Raw genomic sequence first — 16,712 nt, 5'->3', positions numbered from 1 at the left:
CAGGTTTTGATCTTGATCCCGGTAACATCATCTATAAATTATTTTTTGAGGAAAACAGTTTTTGCGCTTCGACTTCTTCAATTATCCAGGAAAGTCCGAGCGAATTTTCTATTGTGGCACTTGAAGATTCGGAGGTGATCGTTTACTCTGCAAACATATTCAGAAAGTTGATTACAGAACATCACGACTTGGCATTATTCCAAATTGCTTATCTAGAAAAAAATTGGGTAGTAAAAAAAGAACCTTTGGAAATCAACCTTAAATCTGAATCTGCAAAACAACGTTATAAAGAATTACACGCAAATCAAAAGCTTTTCAATCGCCTGAAACAACATCAGATTGCGTCCTATCTCGGAATCACACCAACTCAATTGAGCCGAATCCGTAGAGAATTAAATTTTTAATTTTCATCAACATATGTAAATGTTTTTCATCTTTTTACAGGCGAATTTTGCTTTGTAATTTAAATCAATTAAGATGAAAACAACATTCATAATTATTCTCACTTTCATTTCACTGTGTTTTTCTGCGCAAAAAATCATTTCTCAAAAGATTTACAGCCCAAAAATGAAAAAAGATATCGAAACAGTCATCATTACTCCTGAAATTAAAAAAGGAAAACTTTACAAAACTGTTTATATTCTTCACGGTTACAGTGGAAACCCGAACAGAACTTACAAACAGGATATTCCGGATTTAGTTAAAAAATCGGAACAGTTTCAGACAATTTATGTATTACCTGACGGAAATTTTAACAGTTGGTATGTCGATAGTCAGATTAATAACAAATCGCAGTATTCAACATTTATTGGAAAAGAATTGATTGATTATGTCGACTCTCATTTCCCAACCATCAAAGACCGAAAAAGCCGTGGAATTCTAGGCTGGAGTATGGGTGGATTTGGAGCTGTAAATGTCGGATTAAATCACAATCAAGCCTTTTCAGTTGTTGGAAGTACTTGTGGCGCTTTAGATTTTGCTTACTTCGGAGAGGGTTATAAAAATTATCAGGTTGAAGATGTTCTTGGAGCATTTGAAAAACTGCCTTCTGAATATCAAATCAATAACAGAGCAGATAAAATGAAAAATGCCGACCAATATTACATTTTCGATTGTGGAACAGAAGACGAACAAATGATTGAGATGAATCGAAATTTCCACAAAACATTGACCAATAAAGGAGTTGAGCATTTTTATACAGAATCTTTAGGAAAGCACGATATCGAATATTGGAGCAAAGCTTTATCAAATCAATTGTCACTTTTTGAAAATTATTTCCAGAGATGAAAGACTTCAAATCAATCATCTTGATAGAAAACCTATTTTAAAATCCATATCAATAAAAAAGAAGATTTATAACAAAGTTTCTGTTCTTTATGGACAATAGAAAACCCCATATTACGACTACTCATAACTAAATGATAATCAAAAGTAAAATATAAGAATTAATTAAAACTCAAATTTACTCCGTTTGAAGCCACAATAGAAAGCCCTTGAATATTGATATTCAAGGGCTTTTTTATAGGTGATTTGTTGAAAATAGTTTTATTTACTTTCCTCTACATCATCTTCTTTGTCTGGAAAAATAATCGAAAGAAGTACAGACAAGATCAATATGCCACCCACAATTCCTAATGATATCGGAGAGGAAATATGATACCACGGCGAGATGATCATCTTAACTCCAATGAAGCTTAAAATAATGGCAAGTCCGTAAGGCAGTTTGCTGAACATATGAATGAAATTGGACAATAGGAAGTAAAGAGACCTTAATCCCAATATCGCAAAAATGTTAGACGTATAAAGGATGAATGGGTCATTCGAGATCGCAAAGATCGCTGGAATAGAATCTACTGCAAAAAGTACATCCGTAAACTCTATCACCGCTACAACTACCAATAGTGGTGTTGCCATCTTGATGCCATTCTGAACTGTGAAAAATTTGTCTTGAACGTAGTTGTCCGAAACTTTCCAAAATCTTTTTACAAGTCTCGCACCTGCACTTTCACTGTAATCTTCTTCTTCATCGCCATCGCCGTCACCCCAGGATTTGATTCCGGCATAGACGAGGAACAATCCGAAGAGCGTCATCACAACGTTGATCTTCACTGGTGTCCCAAACACTACAAATTCTGGCAGATACGTCAGATTAATGATCCCAACACCTGCAAAAATAAAGATCGCTCTAAAAATTAAGGCTCCAATAATCCCCCAAAACAAGACCTTGTGGTGCAAATATCTTGGAACTTTGAAAAATCCAAACACCAGGATGAAGACAAACAAGTTATCCACAGACAATGCTTTTTCTATCCAGTACGCTGCCTGAAACTGTGTGAATTTTTCGATCGCTATTTCGTGGCCGCCGGCATCTTGGTTGAAAACCCAATATACAACGCCGGAAAACGCCATTGACAGTGAGATCCAGATGATGCTCCAAATGGTTGCTTCTTTAGAAGATACTTCATGCGCCTTCTTGTTAAAAATCCCAAGATCCAGTAGTAGCATAATAAATACTACGATAGCGAAGCCCGCTACCAGTCCTGGATGTAAATCGATAATACTCTTATCCATAGTTATAAATTATTTATTTGTCAAAGTTATGTATATTAATCGTCCGCCTTCTTCATCGGACAGCATTATTTTTTTTCCATCGGTCAATTCTACCATAGAGTTGATGGGAACTGGTTTATTTTCAGTCATATCCTTCATATCGGGCAGACTTTGGTTCACCAAGACCCATTTGTTTTGATAAAATGTAAAATAGCCTACAGGTTTTTTATCCTCGGCCGTCAGGCTTTCGTTCCGTACGACTTTCTTAGAAACGTGCCATTTGAAAAGATATTGGTTGTGATAGACCATTAATCTGTGATTTTCTGGTTTCCAGACATTATCTTTGAATTTAAAATAAAGATCCACAACTGGCAAAGTTCCTCTGTGCGGCGTTCCACAAAAGGGACATTTTGGTTTCGAAGTGTTATCAAAGACGTACCATTTTTCATCACAATTAGGATTACTGCAAGGTTGGATCAGATCCACGGTTTTCAGCAATGCGGTTTCCCATTCATTAGCGATAGGACGAAGCATAGGATTGTGAAGACCATCCACGAATGCCCTTGTGAACAATTCTGACAGATAAGGTCCTGTAACCGTGTAAGGGATTTTATTTGGATCTCCCCAAAACAGATTCCATTTTTTCAGATGGTCCGTTTTTACTCGATTCGTATGATCTGACGGATGTTCCACGAAGATCGCTTTTTCTCCCATCGACAAGACTTCATCTCTTTCCGAATCCAGATCCCAGATCTTTCCGCCTCGCAATGGATGTCGTCTCAATAAGTACATATAAATTAAAACAGCCAACGCATGCAGATCGGTTTTTTGATTTGGTAGAACACGATCAGCATCGTGGAGTGGTAGATGTTTTGTCTTAAGAACTTCTGGCGCTATAAAATCTGCTGTTCCGATCACTTCCGGTGGGAATAATCCTGGAACCACCAAACCATCAATATCAATGATCGTTGCTGATTTAGTAACAGGATCTACCAAAACATTATTGTACGACAGATCGGAATGCGCCAATCCCATCTGATGCATCTTTTTTACACCACGGGAAATATTGATCGCGATCTGAAAATAACTCAGCCAATCGCCCAATTCTGACTTATCCAAAGCCAGCGGATATTGGTTATTTCTGAAGGAAGGCGTGGTAAACCATTTTCCCACTTTCTCTCCGCCCTTGATGGTCTCATCTCTGGAATAGCCTTTCTTGAAGAAAAATTTGGAATTATAGATCGGGACGATCACGCCAGTCTTTCCATTTTTTTCTACCGCATCAGACGGCCATCGGAAAATCTCATCCAAGAAATAATCTGAGCTGTTTCCTTTTTTGATATTATCAAGATACAGAGAGACGATTCTTTTGATCCTGTCCTTTTGATTAAAATCCAGCGGATCTCTGAAAAATGCGACCACATATTTTCTGTCAGGCGAAAAATAGACATCTTTCACACCGCCTCGTTTAGGATTGCCATCATCGATGTATTCGTAGGACTTCGATGGGTCTATGATAGAACTAACTTTGATCGTACTCATCATTCTAATAAATTACAGCTAATGTTCTATCATCGTGGTTTCCTTTGCTCCAGAAATCCATCCAATCGGATAATTGGACTTCAATATTTTGATCGTTCACAAAATCCACTTTTATATTTTCTTCATTCTCTCCATCCAGATCTCGAAGGAAATTTTTCCAGCTTTCCAAATTTTCCAATTTACTTTCTACAACAAATTTAGGGTCATAGATCCCATCTGTCATTAGAATTAATTTAGAAAAATCAGGAAAACAATTGATCCCGAATCTGTCCGCGATATCGGGTCTACTGAAGATTTCTGACATCGTAATAAATCTTGTACCACCACTGAATTCTCCAACATCTAAAATATTGAGTAATTTAACATCTGTTTCATCTTTTCCAATGACATTAATGGGACAATCTCCAACGCCGAATGATAAAATCACATATCCAAAATCAAATTTTTTGACCAGGCAGAAAATCAAAGTTGTGTGAAGGTCTTTTAGGTTGATCTCTTCCGAAGTTGCATAATCGCCAAGTGCTTCGTTCAGTTGTTTTACCGTTTTGTAAAGACTGTTGATGATGAAGGTTTTGTTTTTTAGTTTGATATCATCAGCAGATTGATCATCGAAATAACTATCAACTTCTGATGATAAAGTTTGTAAAAAAGTGTCGTTATCAAAACTTTGAATAATATATTCGGTAGCAAATTTCGATCCTGCTCGTGCAAATTTTGCTGATCCAGCGCCATCGGCAACTGCGACTACCTCCCAATCATTTGAAAGAGATCTCACTAAGAAATCATCATCGCGGAAAGTGCCTTCGTGAGCGTGTGACCTTCCTCTTTTGGAAGCCACCACAATTTTTTTATCTAAAAACCCAGTACTATAAGTCAGATTTTCTTCTTTGGGAAATCTGCTGTTTTCAGGACTTGGTTTGTTGAGCCAAAGGTCTTTTGGGTCAGCATTTACGATGAATGGAATGCTTTTTATATTCAATTCCAGATTTTCGTCCTCTTCATTAAAAAATTCAATTTGAATATCGATTTGATCAGCGATTGTCGGACTTCCAAAAATAGTTACATTTTCAGTGTCGAACTCAAGACCTACCAATTCCAGATTTTTGATTCCCTTGATTTTTATCGAAGGAAACCGCGCCATATCAAATGTGAAAGCATATTCCTTTTTTGCATTGGCATTTGGAATTACAATGTGGCTTTCTTTAAATTCTTCTATTTCCTTCGTCATATTAAATATTTCTAAAATTCTGGATTTTAAATCATTGATGGACTTTGATAATTCAGAGACCTTGACATTATTCAAAAGTTTTTTTATGGTAGAATCTACGACTTTATTGGTCTCAATTCTATTTTCTTTTAAAACCTCGCGTAAAACATTTTCCATTGCTTATCCTAATGTTCTATTAATATCGAATCCGCCTTCTGCCATCCCATAAAATCCAGTATTGCCACACCAAGGACATTTTGCATTCCCATCGCCGTTGATGCAATGTATCCCTCCGCAAACGCAGGTTGCCAAAGCAAAATTATTCCCGCACGACGGACAACTAGGATTACCATAAAGTTCCTCGCTTGAGATTTTGTTGATAAAGCTTCCTGAGTCTGACGAATATTCTCTGTAAGAATTTTCATCTATCTTGTAAGCACCTTCTATCTTGTAAAATCTGGTCTGGAATCCTGGAACACTTGATTCTTCCAAAGATTTTTTGAACTTCATCAGGTACATTCTGTCATTCGTAGAACATTTTCCACTGAGGACAACAAAGTTATTATCTGGTAACGAATGACTTTTGGTCAAGTCGATCTTTTCAACAATATCAGGATTTGATTTGCTTAGGTCGATGCCTTCTTTATTGGTATTATTAATATTTTCGCTTGTGGTTTTAATAGATGCAGTCACCCATTTGAAAAATTCTTTATATGAATTGCTGTCGGTATTATTGAACAGCAAAACCTGATCGGACAAGCGTCCTAGCAGATTGAGATTGGTATTGTCACCAATGGAAATAGTGACGAGATTACTTTTGCTTCTGTAATCATTATTCCAGCGGTTGATTGCTTTTTCGGAATCGTCAGTCGGAATGCCGTCTGTGAATAGAAAGATAATCGGTTTCCAGTCGCCTTTTCTTTCATAGGTTGTTTTCACGACATCTCTGTCGATGGCATTCATCAATTCCTCCAAACCTTTGGATAAGGAAGTGCCACTGCCAATAGGGATCTTAGGCGGATAAAATGTGATGACATCCTGCAAAGGTGTAATGGTTTTACTTTTTCCTGCAAATCCAATGATGGAAATCCAGACTGTTTCTAAAGCATAGGGGTCAGTTTTTAGTTCTTTGATAATGGTTGCAATACCTTCCTGAACTTGTTCTATTGGTTCGCCAATCATTGATTCTGAAACGTCCAGAAGGAAATAAATGGGTAATCTTCTCATAGCATTTGGTTTTTTTTAGACAATAATATTCAGTTCGCTTGGCGGTGGTGGAAGTGTCATAGATTCTCCGGTGCCTTGCGATTTGCTTCCCATTTCGATGGATGAACTCACCCATTGGAAAAATGTGGTCAAGGTGGAAGCGTCTGTGGTATCTAGTTTTACAACATTACTAGTTAATTCCTGAAGAAAACTCACTTCTGCTTTTGGTCCCGCTGCACAACCTACGATCACACCGAAATCCAAGGATTTAATTTTAGGCATCATCTCTCTGTATTTCTGCAGGTCAGAAGGTTTGCCGTCTGTAAATACAAATAATAATGGTTTCCAGTCACCTTTTCTGTCCTCTGAACCTTTAATCAGATCTTTGTTCACGAGGTCATAGATCATTTCCAAAGCCTGACCAGTATGAGTTGGGCCGCTATCTGGACATTTGATCTCGACTGGATGAAAACTCGCCAAGTCAACCAACGGAATCAGATTATTAACTTCTCTATCAAATGTGACCACACTGATATGCAGAGAATCCATGGCTTGTGGGTCAGAACGCAGCATGCTTATGAGGCCATTGAAGCCATTGTTGAGCGCAGCAATTGGTTCGCCTCTCATCGAGCCGGAAGTGTCCAGTAAAAAATAGGCTAATAGTCTTCTGTTCATAATTTTATGATACGATTACCAGTTCAGATGGAGGAGGAGGCAATTGATCCAACCCAACAAAATCAATTCCTGTTTCTTCTACTTTTGTAGAGGTGGTAGAAATGGATGCAGTTACCCATTGGAAAAATTTGGAAATACTTTCGGAATCTGCATTGTCCAATCTTACAACAGATCCTGTGATCTGTTTAAGAATAGAATCGTCTGCACCTTGTCCGGCAGCACATCCTACAATTAGACCTTTGTTTACATTCTTAAGTTTATTAAAACCAACCTGCCAATCATCCGTAGGAACGCCATCTGTCATGATGAAAGTCAGAGGTTTCCAGTCGCCTTTTTGGTCTGTGGTTGTTTTTGTGATCTCAAGTTCCATTTTGTCAGCCAATAATCCCAGTGCAGCGCCAAGTGAAGTGGTACTTTGTGCTTTGATTTCGACCATTTGGAAAGATGCAAGATCTGTAAGCGGAACGATCTGCTTAGCTTCGCTGTCGAATGTGATGATGCTGACATAAGCCGTTTCAATGGCCTGTGGATTTTGACGCAAAGAATGAAGCATCATCTGAACGCCATTTTTCACAGCTTCAATCGGTTCGCCAGACATCGAGCCTGAGGTATCCAGCAGTAGGTAAACGGGTAATCTTCTCATATCAAATGTGGTTATTTATAATTTTGTGTGATCCTCTGAATGGTCTGAACAAAGATCTTATCATCGGAAGCATCGCCAATGGCATCAAATTTCCAATCGCTATTTCTGCGGTAAAGTTTGCCCAAGATCAATGCACCTTTTCCTTTGTAGCTGGAGTCTGTGACAATATCATAAGTTGAATGGACACTATTGACACGAGTCGGTGTTCCTTCATACATTCTGATCTTTGCAAACGGAATCTGAGCAAAGTCAAAATTCTGACCTTGATTCAAATAGATATTAAGGAAGAAAAAGATCTTGTCCACATCTGGACCTACACGTCCAAGATCTACGGAAATGATCTCATTATCCAAACCATCATCGCCGCCTACATCGCCTTGTCGGTCATCTCCGCTGTGTCTGAAACCGCCGTCCTTAGAAGAAAGTTTGCCTAATGGAAAATTGTTCTGAGAAAGCCAGCCATTGTATTCCGGCGAGTAGATCCAGTCTACAAGATCACCGTTCTGATTCAACATGACGCAGCTAAGGTCCAAGTCTACATCCTCAACAACTTTCTTGGTCCCGAAACCTAAAAATCCCGCTTTTGTAGTTTCTATGGCGCCCCAGTTTACGCCGACGCAGAAATTGGTCAATGCTTCTCCAGTGCTTTTTCTAAGGTCTATCTTTTGTCCTTTTTGTAAATTGATTGACATGGTTATTAGTTTTTCAATTATGTATTAATTTAAGAAATCAAAATGAATTATAAATAATTCTGTCTTACAGTTTCCACTGTTTCCTGCAGTTTTTTATCTCTGGTAGGTTCTCCGATCGCATTGAATTTCCACTCTCCATTTTTCTTGTAGAAAACGCCCATCACCATCGCCACGTGGCCACCAAAATTATCACCTTTTGCAATATTGTAAGTCGCAAAAACTTCTGTAACTCTTGTAGGTGTTCCTTCATAAATTCTGATAGACGCAAAAGGAATTGTTCCAAAATCCTGTCCTTTGTAGCTGTTAAGTACAAATCCAACGTAATTCACATTGGAACTCAATTTAGAAAAATCCAAAGTGATGATCTCATTATCCAATCCATCATCGCCAGACAAGTCACCTGTAAGGTCATCGCCACTGTGTTTTACAGCACCGTCTTTCGATTTGAGTTGTCCGAAATAAACAATATCCAAAACGTTTTTCGCATCATCGAACAAGATACAGCTTGCATCCAGATCTACTGCTTCTTTTGTCACGCTTCCCAGCCAGCTTTTCTTTTCGATTGCGCCCCAGTTAACGCCTACACAAACATTTTGTAAGGTTGTTCCGTTTTCTTTTACCAGACTTATTCTTTGTCCTTTCTGTAAGTTAATTGCCATTTTTATTGTATTTTATTATTTAAATTTAAATTCAGCATCGAGTTAAGAATACTCAGTTCTTCATCAATGCTTATCACTTGGTTCAGGACTTCCTGACTGTCCAAAGTCTCTTTGTACTTTTCTAAAAGCGTGATCACCTCTTCCGGAAGTTCGGTTTTTAGACTGTCAGCTTTTGTTCTAAGTTCTTCATTCCTGTTTCTGAGCTCACTTACGATCGATCGTTTTGAAGACGTATTAGGAGAGCGGTCTAACAACATTCCGATATCTTCTGCCAGGAGATAAAATCCATTCGTCTGCAGATTCCAGATAAAATCCTCATTGGTGTCAACAATCCTGAACAATTCAAAGATCTGATTACTGATGATATAACCACAAACAAACCGGATCTTAAAGTTATTAGCATTCAGTTTTCCTAATAATTTCCGCTCGATATCTACATTATCGAATTCATAATATTTGACATCGGGCAAACTGAGCAAGCAGTCTATTTTCGCTTCTTTCCTGTAATAATCCTGAGCGTAAATATTAGAAAGTTCCCGAACTTTTTTATAATCTACGGTTTTTCTGACATCCGTCAGATTATCATAAATTGATCTTAAAAAGTCTGAGACCAATGCATTTTGATATTTTCTTTCAGTATTGAAATCGCGGCCGCCTTTTTCCTGAGAGATAAATCCTGCGATATAATCCTCATTGGCATCGATCTCCTTATAAGCCGTAAGAATCCCAGCTTCCTTTTGTTTTTTGATCTTATCAAGAAGGACAATCAGACTATCAGTATACTGGATGTGAAACAATTCCAACTTATTGATGTCCAGACCAGCAATGGATTTGGATTCAAAGTAGGACTGGATCACTTCCGTTTTTATGATGATATTGATCAGATCTTCCTTCTGAAAAAACTTACTTAGAAGCTTTAGTTTCTGTATTCTTTTTTTACTGTTCTTTAAAATATTCTGCTCTGGACTCAATTGTTATTTAAGAATTTTGAATTTGCTTTTTTAAAGTATCTTCAAGGGTTTTCAACTCCACATCCAGCTGTTGTCTCTGTTGTGTACCTTGTTGCTGGATCTGTTTCACTTCATTCAAGGTATTGATCAATGAACTGGTTGTTTCTCTCAACGTTTCGACAGAAACAATGGTCTGCTCATTTGCACGGGCAACATCCACAGTGTTTTGCTGCAATCGTTGCGCATTCTTTCTCAAGATCTCCTCCGTAGTAGATGATACTTTTTTCTGAATGTCAATATTCTGCTGCTGACGGTGCATGGCAACAGCCAAAGTCAACTGGTTTTTCCAAACCGGAAGGGTAGTTGTTAAAATAGTCTGCGCTTTTTCTGCAATAGAAACATTGTTGTTCTGGATCAATCTGATCTGTGGCAAAGACTGCAAAATGATAAAACGAACCACTTTGAGGTCTGCCAACCTTCTGTCCAATCTGTTGATAAAATCTCTTTTGTCAGAGATCTGATAATCCTGATAATTGGCAGCATTTGTTTCCATTAATGCCAATTCCTCGCTGGACTTTTGCATTCTAATGCTTCCTGCGATGATGTAATCCTCTATTTTTTTTACAGATTCTATATTGCTGGTGAAAATCGTTTGCAGAACCGCATTATCCTTAGTAGAATTGATGATTCCTGCATTGACTTTATTAGAAATATCAGAAATGTTATTGACGATCTTGTCGTATTTCACAAAAAGCGTTTCTACAGATGAAACCATTTTATTCAAAAACGGGATCTTCTTCAGGAACTTTTTCACAGAACTTCCTTCGATCTCGTCAACATCCACATAGTTCAGTTCGACCAATAATTTGTTGATCAGATCGCCAACTTCGCCTGAATTTGACTTTCTAACATTATTAAGGAAAGAATCACTTTGGTTCGCCAAAGAATTCTGTAACTCTGATCCGAAATTGATGATTGAATTCGGATTTTGCTCGTCAATAGAACCAGAAAGGCTGTCGTATTTCTGAACATCTGTAGTTGCCAGCTGTGCCAGATCTACATTGCCATTTTTATCAATGACCGCATTGTTAACTTGAGGTAAATCCATTATTGATATAAGCTTAGGTATTTTTCTAATCCGTCTCTTTGTCCGTTTCCTACCGCTTCGAATTTCCATTCGCCGTTTTTCTCATAAACTCTACCGAATTCTACGGCCGTTTCTATTGAGAAATCCTCGTCTAATTCATATTTTAAAATCTCTTCGTTTGTCTCAGTGTTGAAAACTCTGATGAAAGAATTTCTAACCTGACCAAAGTTCTGATTTCTAGAATCTGCTTCGTGAATCGTAACCACCACGATGATCTCTTTAACTCTTGGATCGATTCCTGTAAGGTCAATTTTAATTTGCTCATCGTCGCCATCGCCGTCTCCAGTAAGGTTGTCCCCTGTGTGTGTCACCGATTTGTCAGGCGTTTGCAAGTTGTTGTAAAAAACAAAAAACTCGTCAGAAACTATTTTTTTATTCTCGCCCAAAACAAAAACCGAAGCATCTAGATCGAAAGCGCCTCCAGTAGAAGAATTGTTTGCGTCCCAGCCTAATCCAATAGTGAATTTTGGTGCATTAATGTTTTGTCTTTGTCCTTTTTGTAAGTTGATCGCCATTGTAATTTATTTTTTAATTTGATAATATTTTCTTTGTATTCGTCTACCAGATGGTAATTGTTACTGATTGCCAAACTCAGGATCTCGTTTCTTTTCGCTTCTGAGATGTTATCATAAATTTTTCCAAAATCCAGATCCTGCATCAGCAGAATATATTTGGTTATTCTTGTATTAAAATGAAAATCTTTTCCATTAATAACCTCGATCAGATCTTCTGTCGTTTTTACGTTGAAATAGTTGTAATGATTTTCGATTTTCGGATGAATGTCTTTGTTTATTAATTCAGCAAAATATACGAAAATAAACTCGCCATTTACGCCGTAATGTTTCAAGATCTTATCAACCGTATTTTCGTGGCTTCCTGTGATCTTGATATCGTCTATAAAAAGACAGAATTTCCCATCCACAAAGCTTTTATCGATGTAATAAGTGTCATTCGAAATCAGATTGATACGTTCCTCATAACTCATATTGCCGTAATCTTCCACATAGGTTTGTTTTCTGTGGATCTTACCTTCCAGGCAAGCCGCTTTCCCATTCTCGAAAAGGAAATAGTTCAGCTGCTCTTTGAAGTACGTGCAGAGAAAATTAGAAGCCGTCGGGATGGAATGATAAGGACTTGGGAACAAAATGATCTCTTCCTGCTGTAGTAATTCATCTTTAAATTCGGAAATAAAACCTTGGAATAATTCCGCTGCAAAATGTCTTGCAACAGAAGTGTCCCCAAACTTGAATTTGCTGTAACTTCCCTCATCAAAAGGGCTTTTAAGTTCACTTTCAATTTTATGTAAACTATATCTTTTCTTCATAACTTTTTTAAAATTTCACCAATTTTGAGTTAAACCCAAATGTTTCTGCACCGTCATAATCCGCAATTTTGTTATCGCCGATATGTAAAACCTGTTCTTTATCCAGCTTCCTGAAGTCATTGATCTTCTTAAAAACCATATCAAAAACTTGAGCATTCGGTTTTGAAGCTTTGACTTCATCAGAAAAAATCATAAAAGAAAAATACTGAGCCAGACCAAGATGTTCCAAAACTTTCCTCAATGAGTCGCCGTGAATAAAGGCTGTGTTACTCATGATGCTGGCAGTTTTGTTTTTTTCTTTGATCTCGATCAATATTTCCTCGATATTTTCCCATAAAAGAACGGGCATATTATTCAAAAATAATTCATCTACCTGCTGAAAAAACGACTTTAGATGATTTTCATCAATCGCATCAATTTCCTTACCTAACGCATCTAACATCAAAAGAAAAACTTCTTCTCTCTCGATATGATTACCTGTTTTTTCAGAAATCTTATTGAATAAAACATCATAATGTCTGATCACTTTTCTGACTTCATCAATATCTTTATCAATCGAAAAAAAATCTCTGAACAAAGAATCTCTTTTGAATTTGAAATCGGGATTTGATCTGATCAACGTCAGCCAAAGGTCAAAGGAAAAATGCTCGTAAGAATCTATGTCTATTTCCACAAACAATTATTTAGATCCAGCTGCCCATTGCATTCCCCAGTTGTACATCCTATCACAATCGCTGTGTGAATTATGGAATGTCACCAGTTTTTTCACCTGCAAACTTGTTGGTGAAAAGAGAATCTCCGCTATTGCACAGAATTTTTTGGTGTCGTTCTGTTTTCCCATTTCAACTTCTATATCTGGATTACCTGATACTTTGATGGTCACAACGCCGTTGGTTTCTGCCCATTTTGCAACACCTTCGTAGATGAAGCAATAGATGACCATTCTTTTGATGCTGTTATTCGGATTCACGATAATGTTTTCTCCTGATCCTGCAGCGGCACCTCTGTCATCGCCCGTATGCCAGATCCAAGGCGCATCTGTATATCTTCCCTGACGTGTTTTTCTGTCTCTAGGCCCGCCATTTCCTTTCGAAAACTGAACACCATCGATCACATTTTTTGAACCATCGGCCAGTTCATAAAAACAACCAAGATCTAAATCGATCGCGCTGTTTCCACCCAACAAGCTTGCAAAAAAGCCTTTTTTGGTTTCACCTTGCGACCAATTCAGGTTGATGATGATCTCCTTGTTGCTATCTTTTTTTGTAAGATCAATAGAGTGTGTGTCACCTTGTTTCTCTATGGTAACTTTCTGTAAATTAATTGCCATACTGTTATTTTATGATTGATCCGTTATAATATTTCTCCAAGAAAAAGCCAAGGTCTGCTTTGTAGCCAATTCCCGATGCTTCGAATTTCCAGGCGCCGTTTCTTTTATAAAGTCGTCCGAACTCAACGCCAGTTTCTATGGAAAAGTCCTCGTCTAATTCGTACTTAGCAATCTCTTCGTTGTTAGAGTTATCTACAATTCTGATGTACGAATTGCGTACCTGTCCAAAGTTTTGTTTTCTTCTTTCAAAGTCTTCTATTGTAACGACAAACAGGATTTCCTCTACTCGCGGATCCACTTTTTCAAGGTCAATGATGATGGCTTCGTCATCGTCACCATCGCTGTTTCCACCTGTGGGATCATCGCCTGTATGAGTAAGTGCATCATCTGGAGATTTCAAATTATTATAGAAAATAAAATAATCTTCTCCCACTAGTTTTCTATTGGAATCGATCATTATCGCTGATGCATCCAAGTCAAAGTCATGACCAGTTCCTTCGTTTGGATCCCAGCCAAGACCGATTGTCATTTTAGTTAATCCGATGTCAATTTTTTGACCTTTTTGTAAATTAATTGCCATAAAATAAATATTGTGCTTGGTTATGTTTTAACATTATAAAAAAAATACGCTTTTGGATATCTGAAAAAGCCTATACATTTTACTTCATATTCAATACTGAAATATAACTGAGGTTAAATATATAAAAAGGCTTTGAAAGTAAAAAACGGGAACCCGTAAAGTGAAAGTAAAAATTCAAATATATATATGAGTATGATCTTTATCAATTTAATTCTGACCTAACTTCTTATCTATCATTGGACTATTTTAAAATTATCAAACAATTAAGAAATCTACTGCCTCTCAAACTCATAATTTTTATAAGAAATAAACAGTCTTTGAAGTGTTCTAAAACAATTTGATCCGATCTTCACTTTTCCAATTTTACGTTCTCAGCGGACAATCATACTAAAATATCTGTTGACAAAAGAACAAAAAGAGCTCTCTTTCTATTCAAAAACTTAAACTAGTTCAATGCTATTTCTTGTATTTGTTCATTGATGGTTTACTTCAAAGATGTTCAATTTTGTATCAGAATGCAAACAAATGTATTCATACACGAGATCATTTTAAATTTAGAAATAATGGGTCATCATAAAAATATATTACAAGAGCATATTCAAAATTTTGCAACGGCAATCAATTCGGGTGATATCCATCGGATATTATCATTTTATTCAGATGATTGTCTTTTCATGCCTTCGGATTTCGGAACGTTGACAAAAGCTCAAATCGGAAAATCGAGTTCTGCTTTTTTTTCAAATAAAGATTTTAAGATCCAATTCGATGACGTCGAAATCGATATTAATGAAAATCATGCATTTGTAGAGGCGAAAGCAAAAACGAAAGAAACAAATGTCAAAAACGGATCAAAAATAGAAAAGACGAGTAGGGATTTTTTTGTATTTCGAAAAGAAGGAAGCGACTGGAAAATTTTCAGATATATCTTCAACAACGTAAAGGAAAACAATTTTTAAAAGTATGAGAACAGTAATCTTGTACAGATTGGCGGACCAAAGAATTTGACCATAGAACAAACAGAAAACCGAAGGATTGAAAATCGTTTCTACAAAATGAGATAGAAATAAAAAGGATCGGTTGCTTGCAAATGTAGAGATCCAAGAGGAGATCAAAAAAGTCTTTACAATTGATCAAATTTTTATAAGCCCAAACTTTTTAGTTAAAGTAATTCCGCTGTCGGCAAGATAGTTGTAGTTCTCTAAAAACCAAAAACAATAATACTTATGAATTCACAGGTGGAAACAGAGTTTCAGACGCAAAATGACTCCAAGGAAACTTTTCTTTTAGACGTTATTGAAGGCTTACAAAGCAGTCCAAAAAGACTACATTCAAAATATTTTTACGATAAAGCAGGTGATCAACTTTTCCAACAGATCATGAATATGCCTGAGTATTATTTGACCGATTGTGAGCTGGATATCTTCAAAAATAAAACAGAGCTTTTAGCAAAAAGTATTTTGATAGATAACAAGCCTTTTGACCTAATAGAATTGGGTGCCGGAGATGCAATGAAATCGAGTTACCTTCTGGAACATCTGACCAAGAAAAATATTGATTTCACTTATATGCCAATCGATATTTCAGGTCATATTCTTGAAGAATTAAGTGGGAAGTTCAGCAGAGATTTGCCAGATTTAGAGGTCAAAACGTTGGAAGGTGATTATTTTGATATGCTCGACAAAGCAATGTCCATCTCTCAAAGAAGAAAAGTAGTTTTATTTTTGGGCGGCAATATCGGCAATATGGATATGGGAGAATCTTACCATTTCTGCCGGGAATTGCGGAGAAAACTTAATCGTGGCGATATTCTTCTGGTTGGTTTCGACCTTAAGAAAAACCCACACACTATTCTCAATGCCTACAATGATGAAGCAGGAATCACATCATCCTTCAACCTGAATCTTCTCATAAGAATGAACCGCGAACTGGAAGCGGATTTCGATGTTCTGAATTTCCAGCATTACCAAACCTACGACCCAATCTCAGGGGTTTGCAAAAGTTATCTCGTAAGTCTTGCGGAGCAAAATGTCCACATGGGTAACCAAATTTTTCGCTTTGAAGAAAATGAGTTGATTGATATGGAAATCTCACAAAAATTTTCTCAGGAAGATATCAGCAAACTCGCCAGGGACTCCAAATTTCATATCATTGATGAAATACACGATTCCAAAAATTGGTTTGTGGATTCTATTTGGCAAATTCTGTAA

19 protein-coding genes are annotated in these 16,712 nt (G+C 37.0%); 4 read left to right on the top strand and 15 right to left on the bottom strand.

Annotated features, from left to right (window positions below; genetic code table 11):
- Together AXA65_RS10890 and AXA65_RS10885 are read left to right on the top strand one after the other, a co-directional pair.
- On the top strand, positions 1-404 hold a 404-nt coding region (locus AXA65_RS10890), incomplete at its 5' end, for a Crp/Fnr family transcriptional regulator (RefSeq protein ID WP_063970129.1).
- 163 nt (positions 405-567) lie between these two features.
- Entirely contained in the window at positions 568-1,287 is a 720-nt protein-coding gene (locus AXA65_RS10885) for an alpha/beta hydrolase (RefSeq protein WP_235630759.1), read from the top strand.
- 258 nt (positions 1,288-1,545) lie between these two features.
- Here AXA65_RS10885 and AXA65_RS10880 read toward each other — a convergent pair whose 3' ends face one another.
- From AXA65_RS10880 to AXA65_RS10810, 15 genes are read right to left on the bottom strand one after another with little or no spacing between them, the layout of a single operon-like run.
- On the bottom strand, positions 1,546-2,571 hold the full coding sequence (locus AXA65_RS10880; RefSeq protein WP_063970127.1) for a TerC/Alx family metal homeostasis membrane protein: 1,026 nt from the start codon (positions 2,569-2,571) through the stop codon (positions 1,546-1,548).
- 9 nt (positions 2,572-2,580) lie between these two features.
- Positions 2,581-4,092 carry a helix-hairpin-helix domain-containing protein gene (locus AXA65_RS10875; RefSeq protein ID WP_063970135.1) on the bottom strand — a complete coding sequence of 504 codons (1,512 nt, stop codon included), beginning with the start codon at positions 4,090-4,092 and terminating at the stop codon, positions 2,581-2,583.
- A 4-nt stretch (positions 4,093-4,096) separates the two neighbouring features.
- Positions 4,097-5,476: a PP2C family serine/threonine-protein phosphatase gene (locus AXA65_RS10870; RefSeq protein WP_063970126.1), complete on the bottom strand. Its 1,380-nt coding sequence runs from the start codon at positions 5,474-5,476 to the stop codon at positions 4,097-4,099.
- Positions 5,477-5,479: 3 nt separating this feature from the next.
- Positions 5,480-6,526 (bottom strand): TerY-C metal binding domain-containing protein, encoded by a 1,047-nt coding sequence (locus AXA65_RS10865; RefSeq protein WP_063970125.1) that lies wholly within the window; start codon positions 6,524-6,526, stop codon positions 5,480-5,482.
- 15 nt (positions 6,527-6,541) lie between these two features.
- Entirely contained in the window at positions 6,542-7,180 is a 639-nt protein-coding gene (locus AXA65_RS10860) for a vWA domain-containing protein (RefSeq protein ID WP_063970124.1), read from the bottom strand.
- Between the two features lie 4 nt (positions 7,181-7,184).
- The gene (locus AXA65_RS10855) at positions 7,185-7,823 is read right to left on the bottom strand and encodes a vWA domain-containing protein (protein WP_063970123.1); all 639 of its coding nucleotides are present in this window, start codon (positions 7,821-7,823) and stop codon (positions 7,185-7,187) included.
- An 11-nt stretch (positions 7,824-7,834) separates the two neighbouring features.
- On the bottom strand, positions 7,835-8,515 hold the full coding sequence (locus AXA65_RS10850) for a TerD family protein (RefSeq protein WP_063970122.1): 681 nt from the start codon (positions 8,513-8,515) through the stop codon (positions 7,835-7,837).
- Positions 8,516-8,562: 47 nt separating this feature from the next.
- A complete protein-coding gene (locus AXA65_RS10845) occupies positions 8,563-9,174 on the bottom strand; it encodes a TerD family protein (protein WP_063970121.1) in 612 nt (203 codons plus the stop codon).
- Positions 9,175-9,176: 2 nt separating this feature from the next.
- Positions 9,177-10,145, bottom strand: coding sequence for a hypothetical protein (locus AXA65_RS10840; protein ID WP_063970120.1), 969 nt, complete (start codon positions 10,143-10,145; stop codon positions 9,177-9,179).
- A gap of 7 nt (positions 10,146-10,152) precedes the next feature.
- Entirely contained in the window at positions 10,153-11,232 is a 1,080-nt protein-coding gene (locus AXA65_RS10835) for a toxic anion resistance protein (RefSeq protein ID WP_063970119.1), read from the bottom strand.
- Entirely contained in the window at positions 11,232-11,786 is a 555-nt protein-coding gene (locus tag AXA65_RS10830; protein WP_063970118.1) for a TerD family protein, read from the bottom strand. Before AXA65_RS10830 ends, AXA65_RS10835 begins: the two co-directional genes overlap by 1 nt.
- On the bottom strand, positions 11,720-12,595 hold the full coding sequence (locus tag AXA65_RS10825; RefSeq protein WP_063970117.1) for a phosphoribosyltransferase family protein: 876 nt from the start codon (positions 12,593-12,595) through the stop codon (positions 11,720-11,722). Before AXA65_RS10825 ends, AXA65_RS10830 begins: the two co-directional genes overlap by 67 nt.
- A 7-nt stretch (positions 12,596-12,602) precedes the next feature.
- Positions 12,603-13,268 carry an HAD family hydrolase gene (locus AXA65_RS10820; protein ID WP_063970134.1) on the bottom strand — a complete coding sequence of 222 codons (666 nt, stop codon included), beginning with the start codon at positions 13,266-13,268 and terminating at the stop codon, positions 12,603-12,605.
- A 6-nt stretch (positions 13,269-13,274) separates the two neighbouring features.
- Positions 13,275-13,925, bottom strand: a complete 651-nt coding sequence (locus tag AXA65_RS10815) for a hypothetical protein (protein ID WP_063970116.1) — start codon at positions 13,923-13,925, stop codon at positions 13,275-13,277.
- 4 nt (positions 13,926-13,929) lie between these two features.
- Positions 13,930-14,505, bottom strand: a complete 576-nt coding sequence (locus AXA65_RS10810; RefSeq protein WP_063970115.1) for a TerD family protein — start codon at positions 14,503-14,505, stop codon at positions 13,930-13,932.
- 515 nt (positions 14,506-15,020) lie between these two features.
- Here AXA65_RS10810 and AXA65_RS10805 point away from each other — a divergent pair.
- On the top strand, positions 15,021-15,461 hold the full coding sequence (locus tag AXA65_RS10805; protein WP_165596595.1) for a YybH family protein: 441 nt from the start codon (positions 15,021-15,023) through the stop codon (positions 15,459-15,461).
- 267 nt (positions 15,462-15,728) lie between these two features.
- Positions 15,729-16,712: an L-histidine N(alpha)-methyltransferase gene (locus AXA65_RS10800; RefSeq protein ID WP_063970113.1), complete on the top strand. Its 984-nt coding sequence runs from the start codon at positions 15,729-15,731 to the stop codon at positions 16,710-16,712.

It is taken from the genome of Chryseobacterium sp. FP211-J200, assembly GCF_001643375.1.
GTDB lineage: Bacteria > Bacteroidota > Bacteroidia > Flavobacteriales > Weeksellaceae > Epilithonimonas > Epilithonimonas ginsengisoli.
This window is presented reverse-complemented; position numbering and strand designations above follow the sequence as displayed.

Excerpts from the sequence above, each read along its gene's own strand:
- AXA65_RS10835 (WP_063970119.1), bottom strand. The coding sequence starts at position 11,232 with ATGGATTTACCTCAAGTTAACAATGCGGTCATTGATAAAAATGGCAAT.
- AXA65_RS10845 (WP_063970121.1), bottom strand. The coding sequence starts at position 9,174 with ATGGCAATTAACTTACAGAAAGGACAAAGAATAAGTCTGGTAAAAGAA.
- AXA65_RS10885 (WP_235630759.1), top strand. The coding sequence starts at position 568 with ATGAAAAAAGATATCGAAACAGTCATCATTACTCCTGAAATTAAAAAA.
- AXA65_RS10855 (WP_063970123.1), bottom strand. The coding sequence starts at position 7,823 with ATGAGAAGATTACCCGTTTACCTACTGCTGGATACCTCAGGCTCGATG.
- AXA65_RS10875 (WP_063970135.1), bottom strand. The coding sequence starts at position 4,092 with ATGAGTACGATCAAAGTTAGTTCTATCATAGACCCATCGAAGTCCTAC.
- AXA65_RS10810 (WP_063970115.1), bottom strand. The coding sequence starts at position 14,505 with ATGGCAATTAATTTACAAAAAGGTCAAAAAATTGACATCGGATTAACT.
- AXA65_RS10825 (WP_063970117.1), bottom strand. The coding sequence starts at position 12,595 with ATGAAGAAAAGATATAGTTTACATAAAATTGAAAGTGAACTTAAAAGC.
- AXA65_RS10850 (WP_063970122.1), bottom strand. The coding sequence starts at position 8,515 with ATGTCAATCAATTTACAAAAAGGACAAAAGATAGACCTTAGAAAAAGC.
- AXA65_RS10860 (WP_063970124.1), bottom strand. The coding sequence starts at position 7,180 with ATGAACAGAAGACTATTAGCCTATTTTTTACTGGACACTTCCGGCTCG.
- AXA65_RS10880 (WP_063970127.1), bottom strand. The coding sequence starts at position 2,571 with ATGGATAAGAGTATTATCGATTTACATCCAGGACTGGTAGCGGGCTTC.
- AXA65_RS10815 (WP_063970116.1), bottom strand. The coding sequence starts at position 13,925 with ATGGCAATTAATTTACAGAAAGTTACCATAGAGAAACAAGGTGACACA.
- AXA65_RS10805 (WP_165596595.1), top strand. The coding sequence starts at position 15,021 with ATGCAAACAAATGTATTCATACACGAGATCATTTTAAATTTAGAAATA.
- AXA65_RS10800 (WP_063970113.1), top strand. The coding sequence starts at position 15,729 with ATGAATTCACAGGTGGAAACAGAGTTTCAGACGCAAAATGACTCCAAG.
- AXA65_RS10865 (WP_063970125.1), bottom strand. The coding sequence starts at position 6,526 with ATGAGAAGATTACCCATTTATTTCCTTCTGGACGTTTCAGAATCAATG.
- AXA65_RS10830 (WP_063970118.1), bottom strand. The coding sequence starts at position 11,786 with ATGGCGATCAACTTACAAAAAGGACAAAGACAAAACATTAATGCACCA.
- AXA65_RS10870 (WP_063970126.1), bottom strand. The coding sequence starts at position 5,476 with ATGGAAAATGTTTTACGCGAGGTTTTAAAAGAAAATAGAATTGAGACC.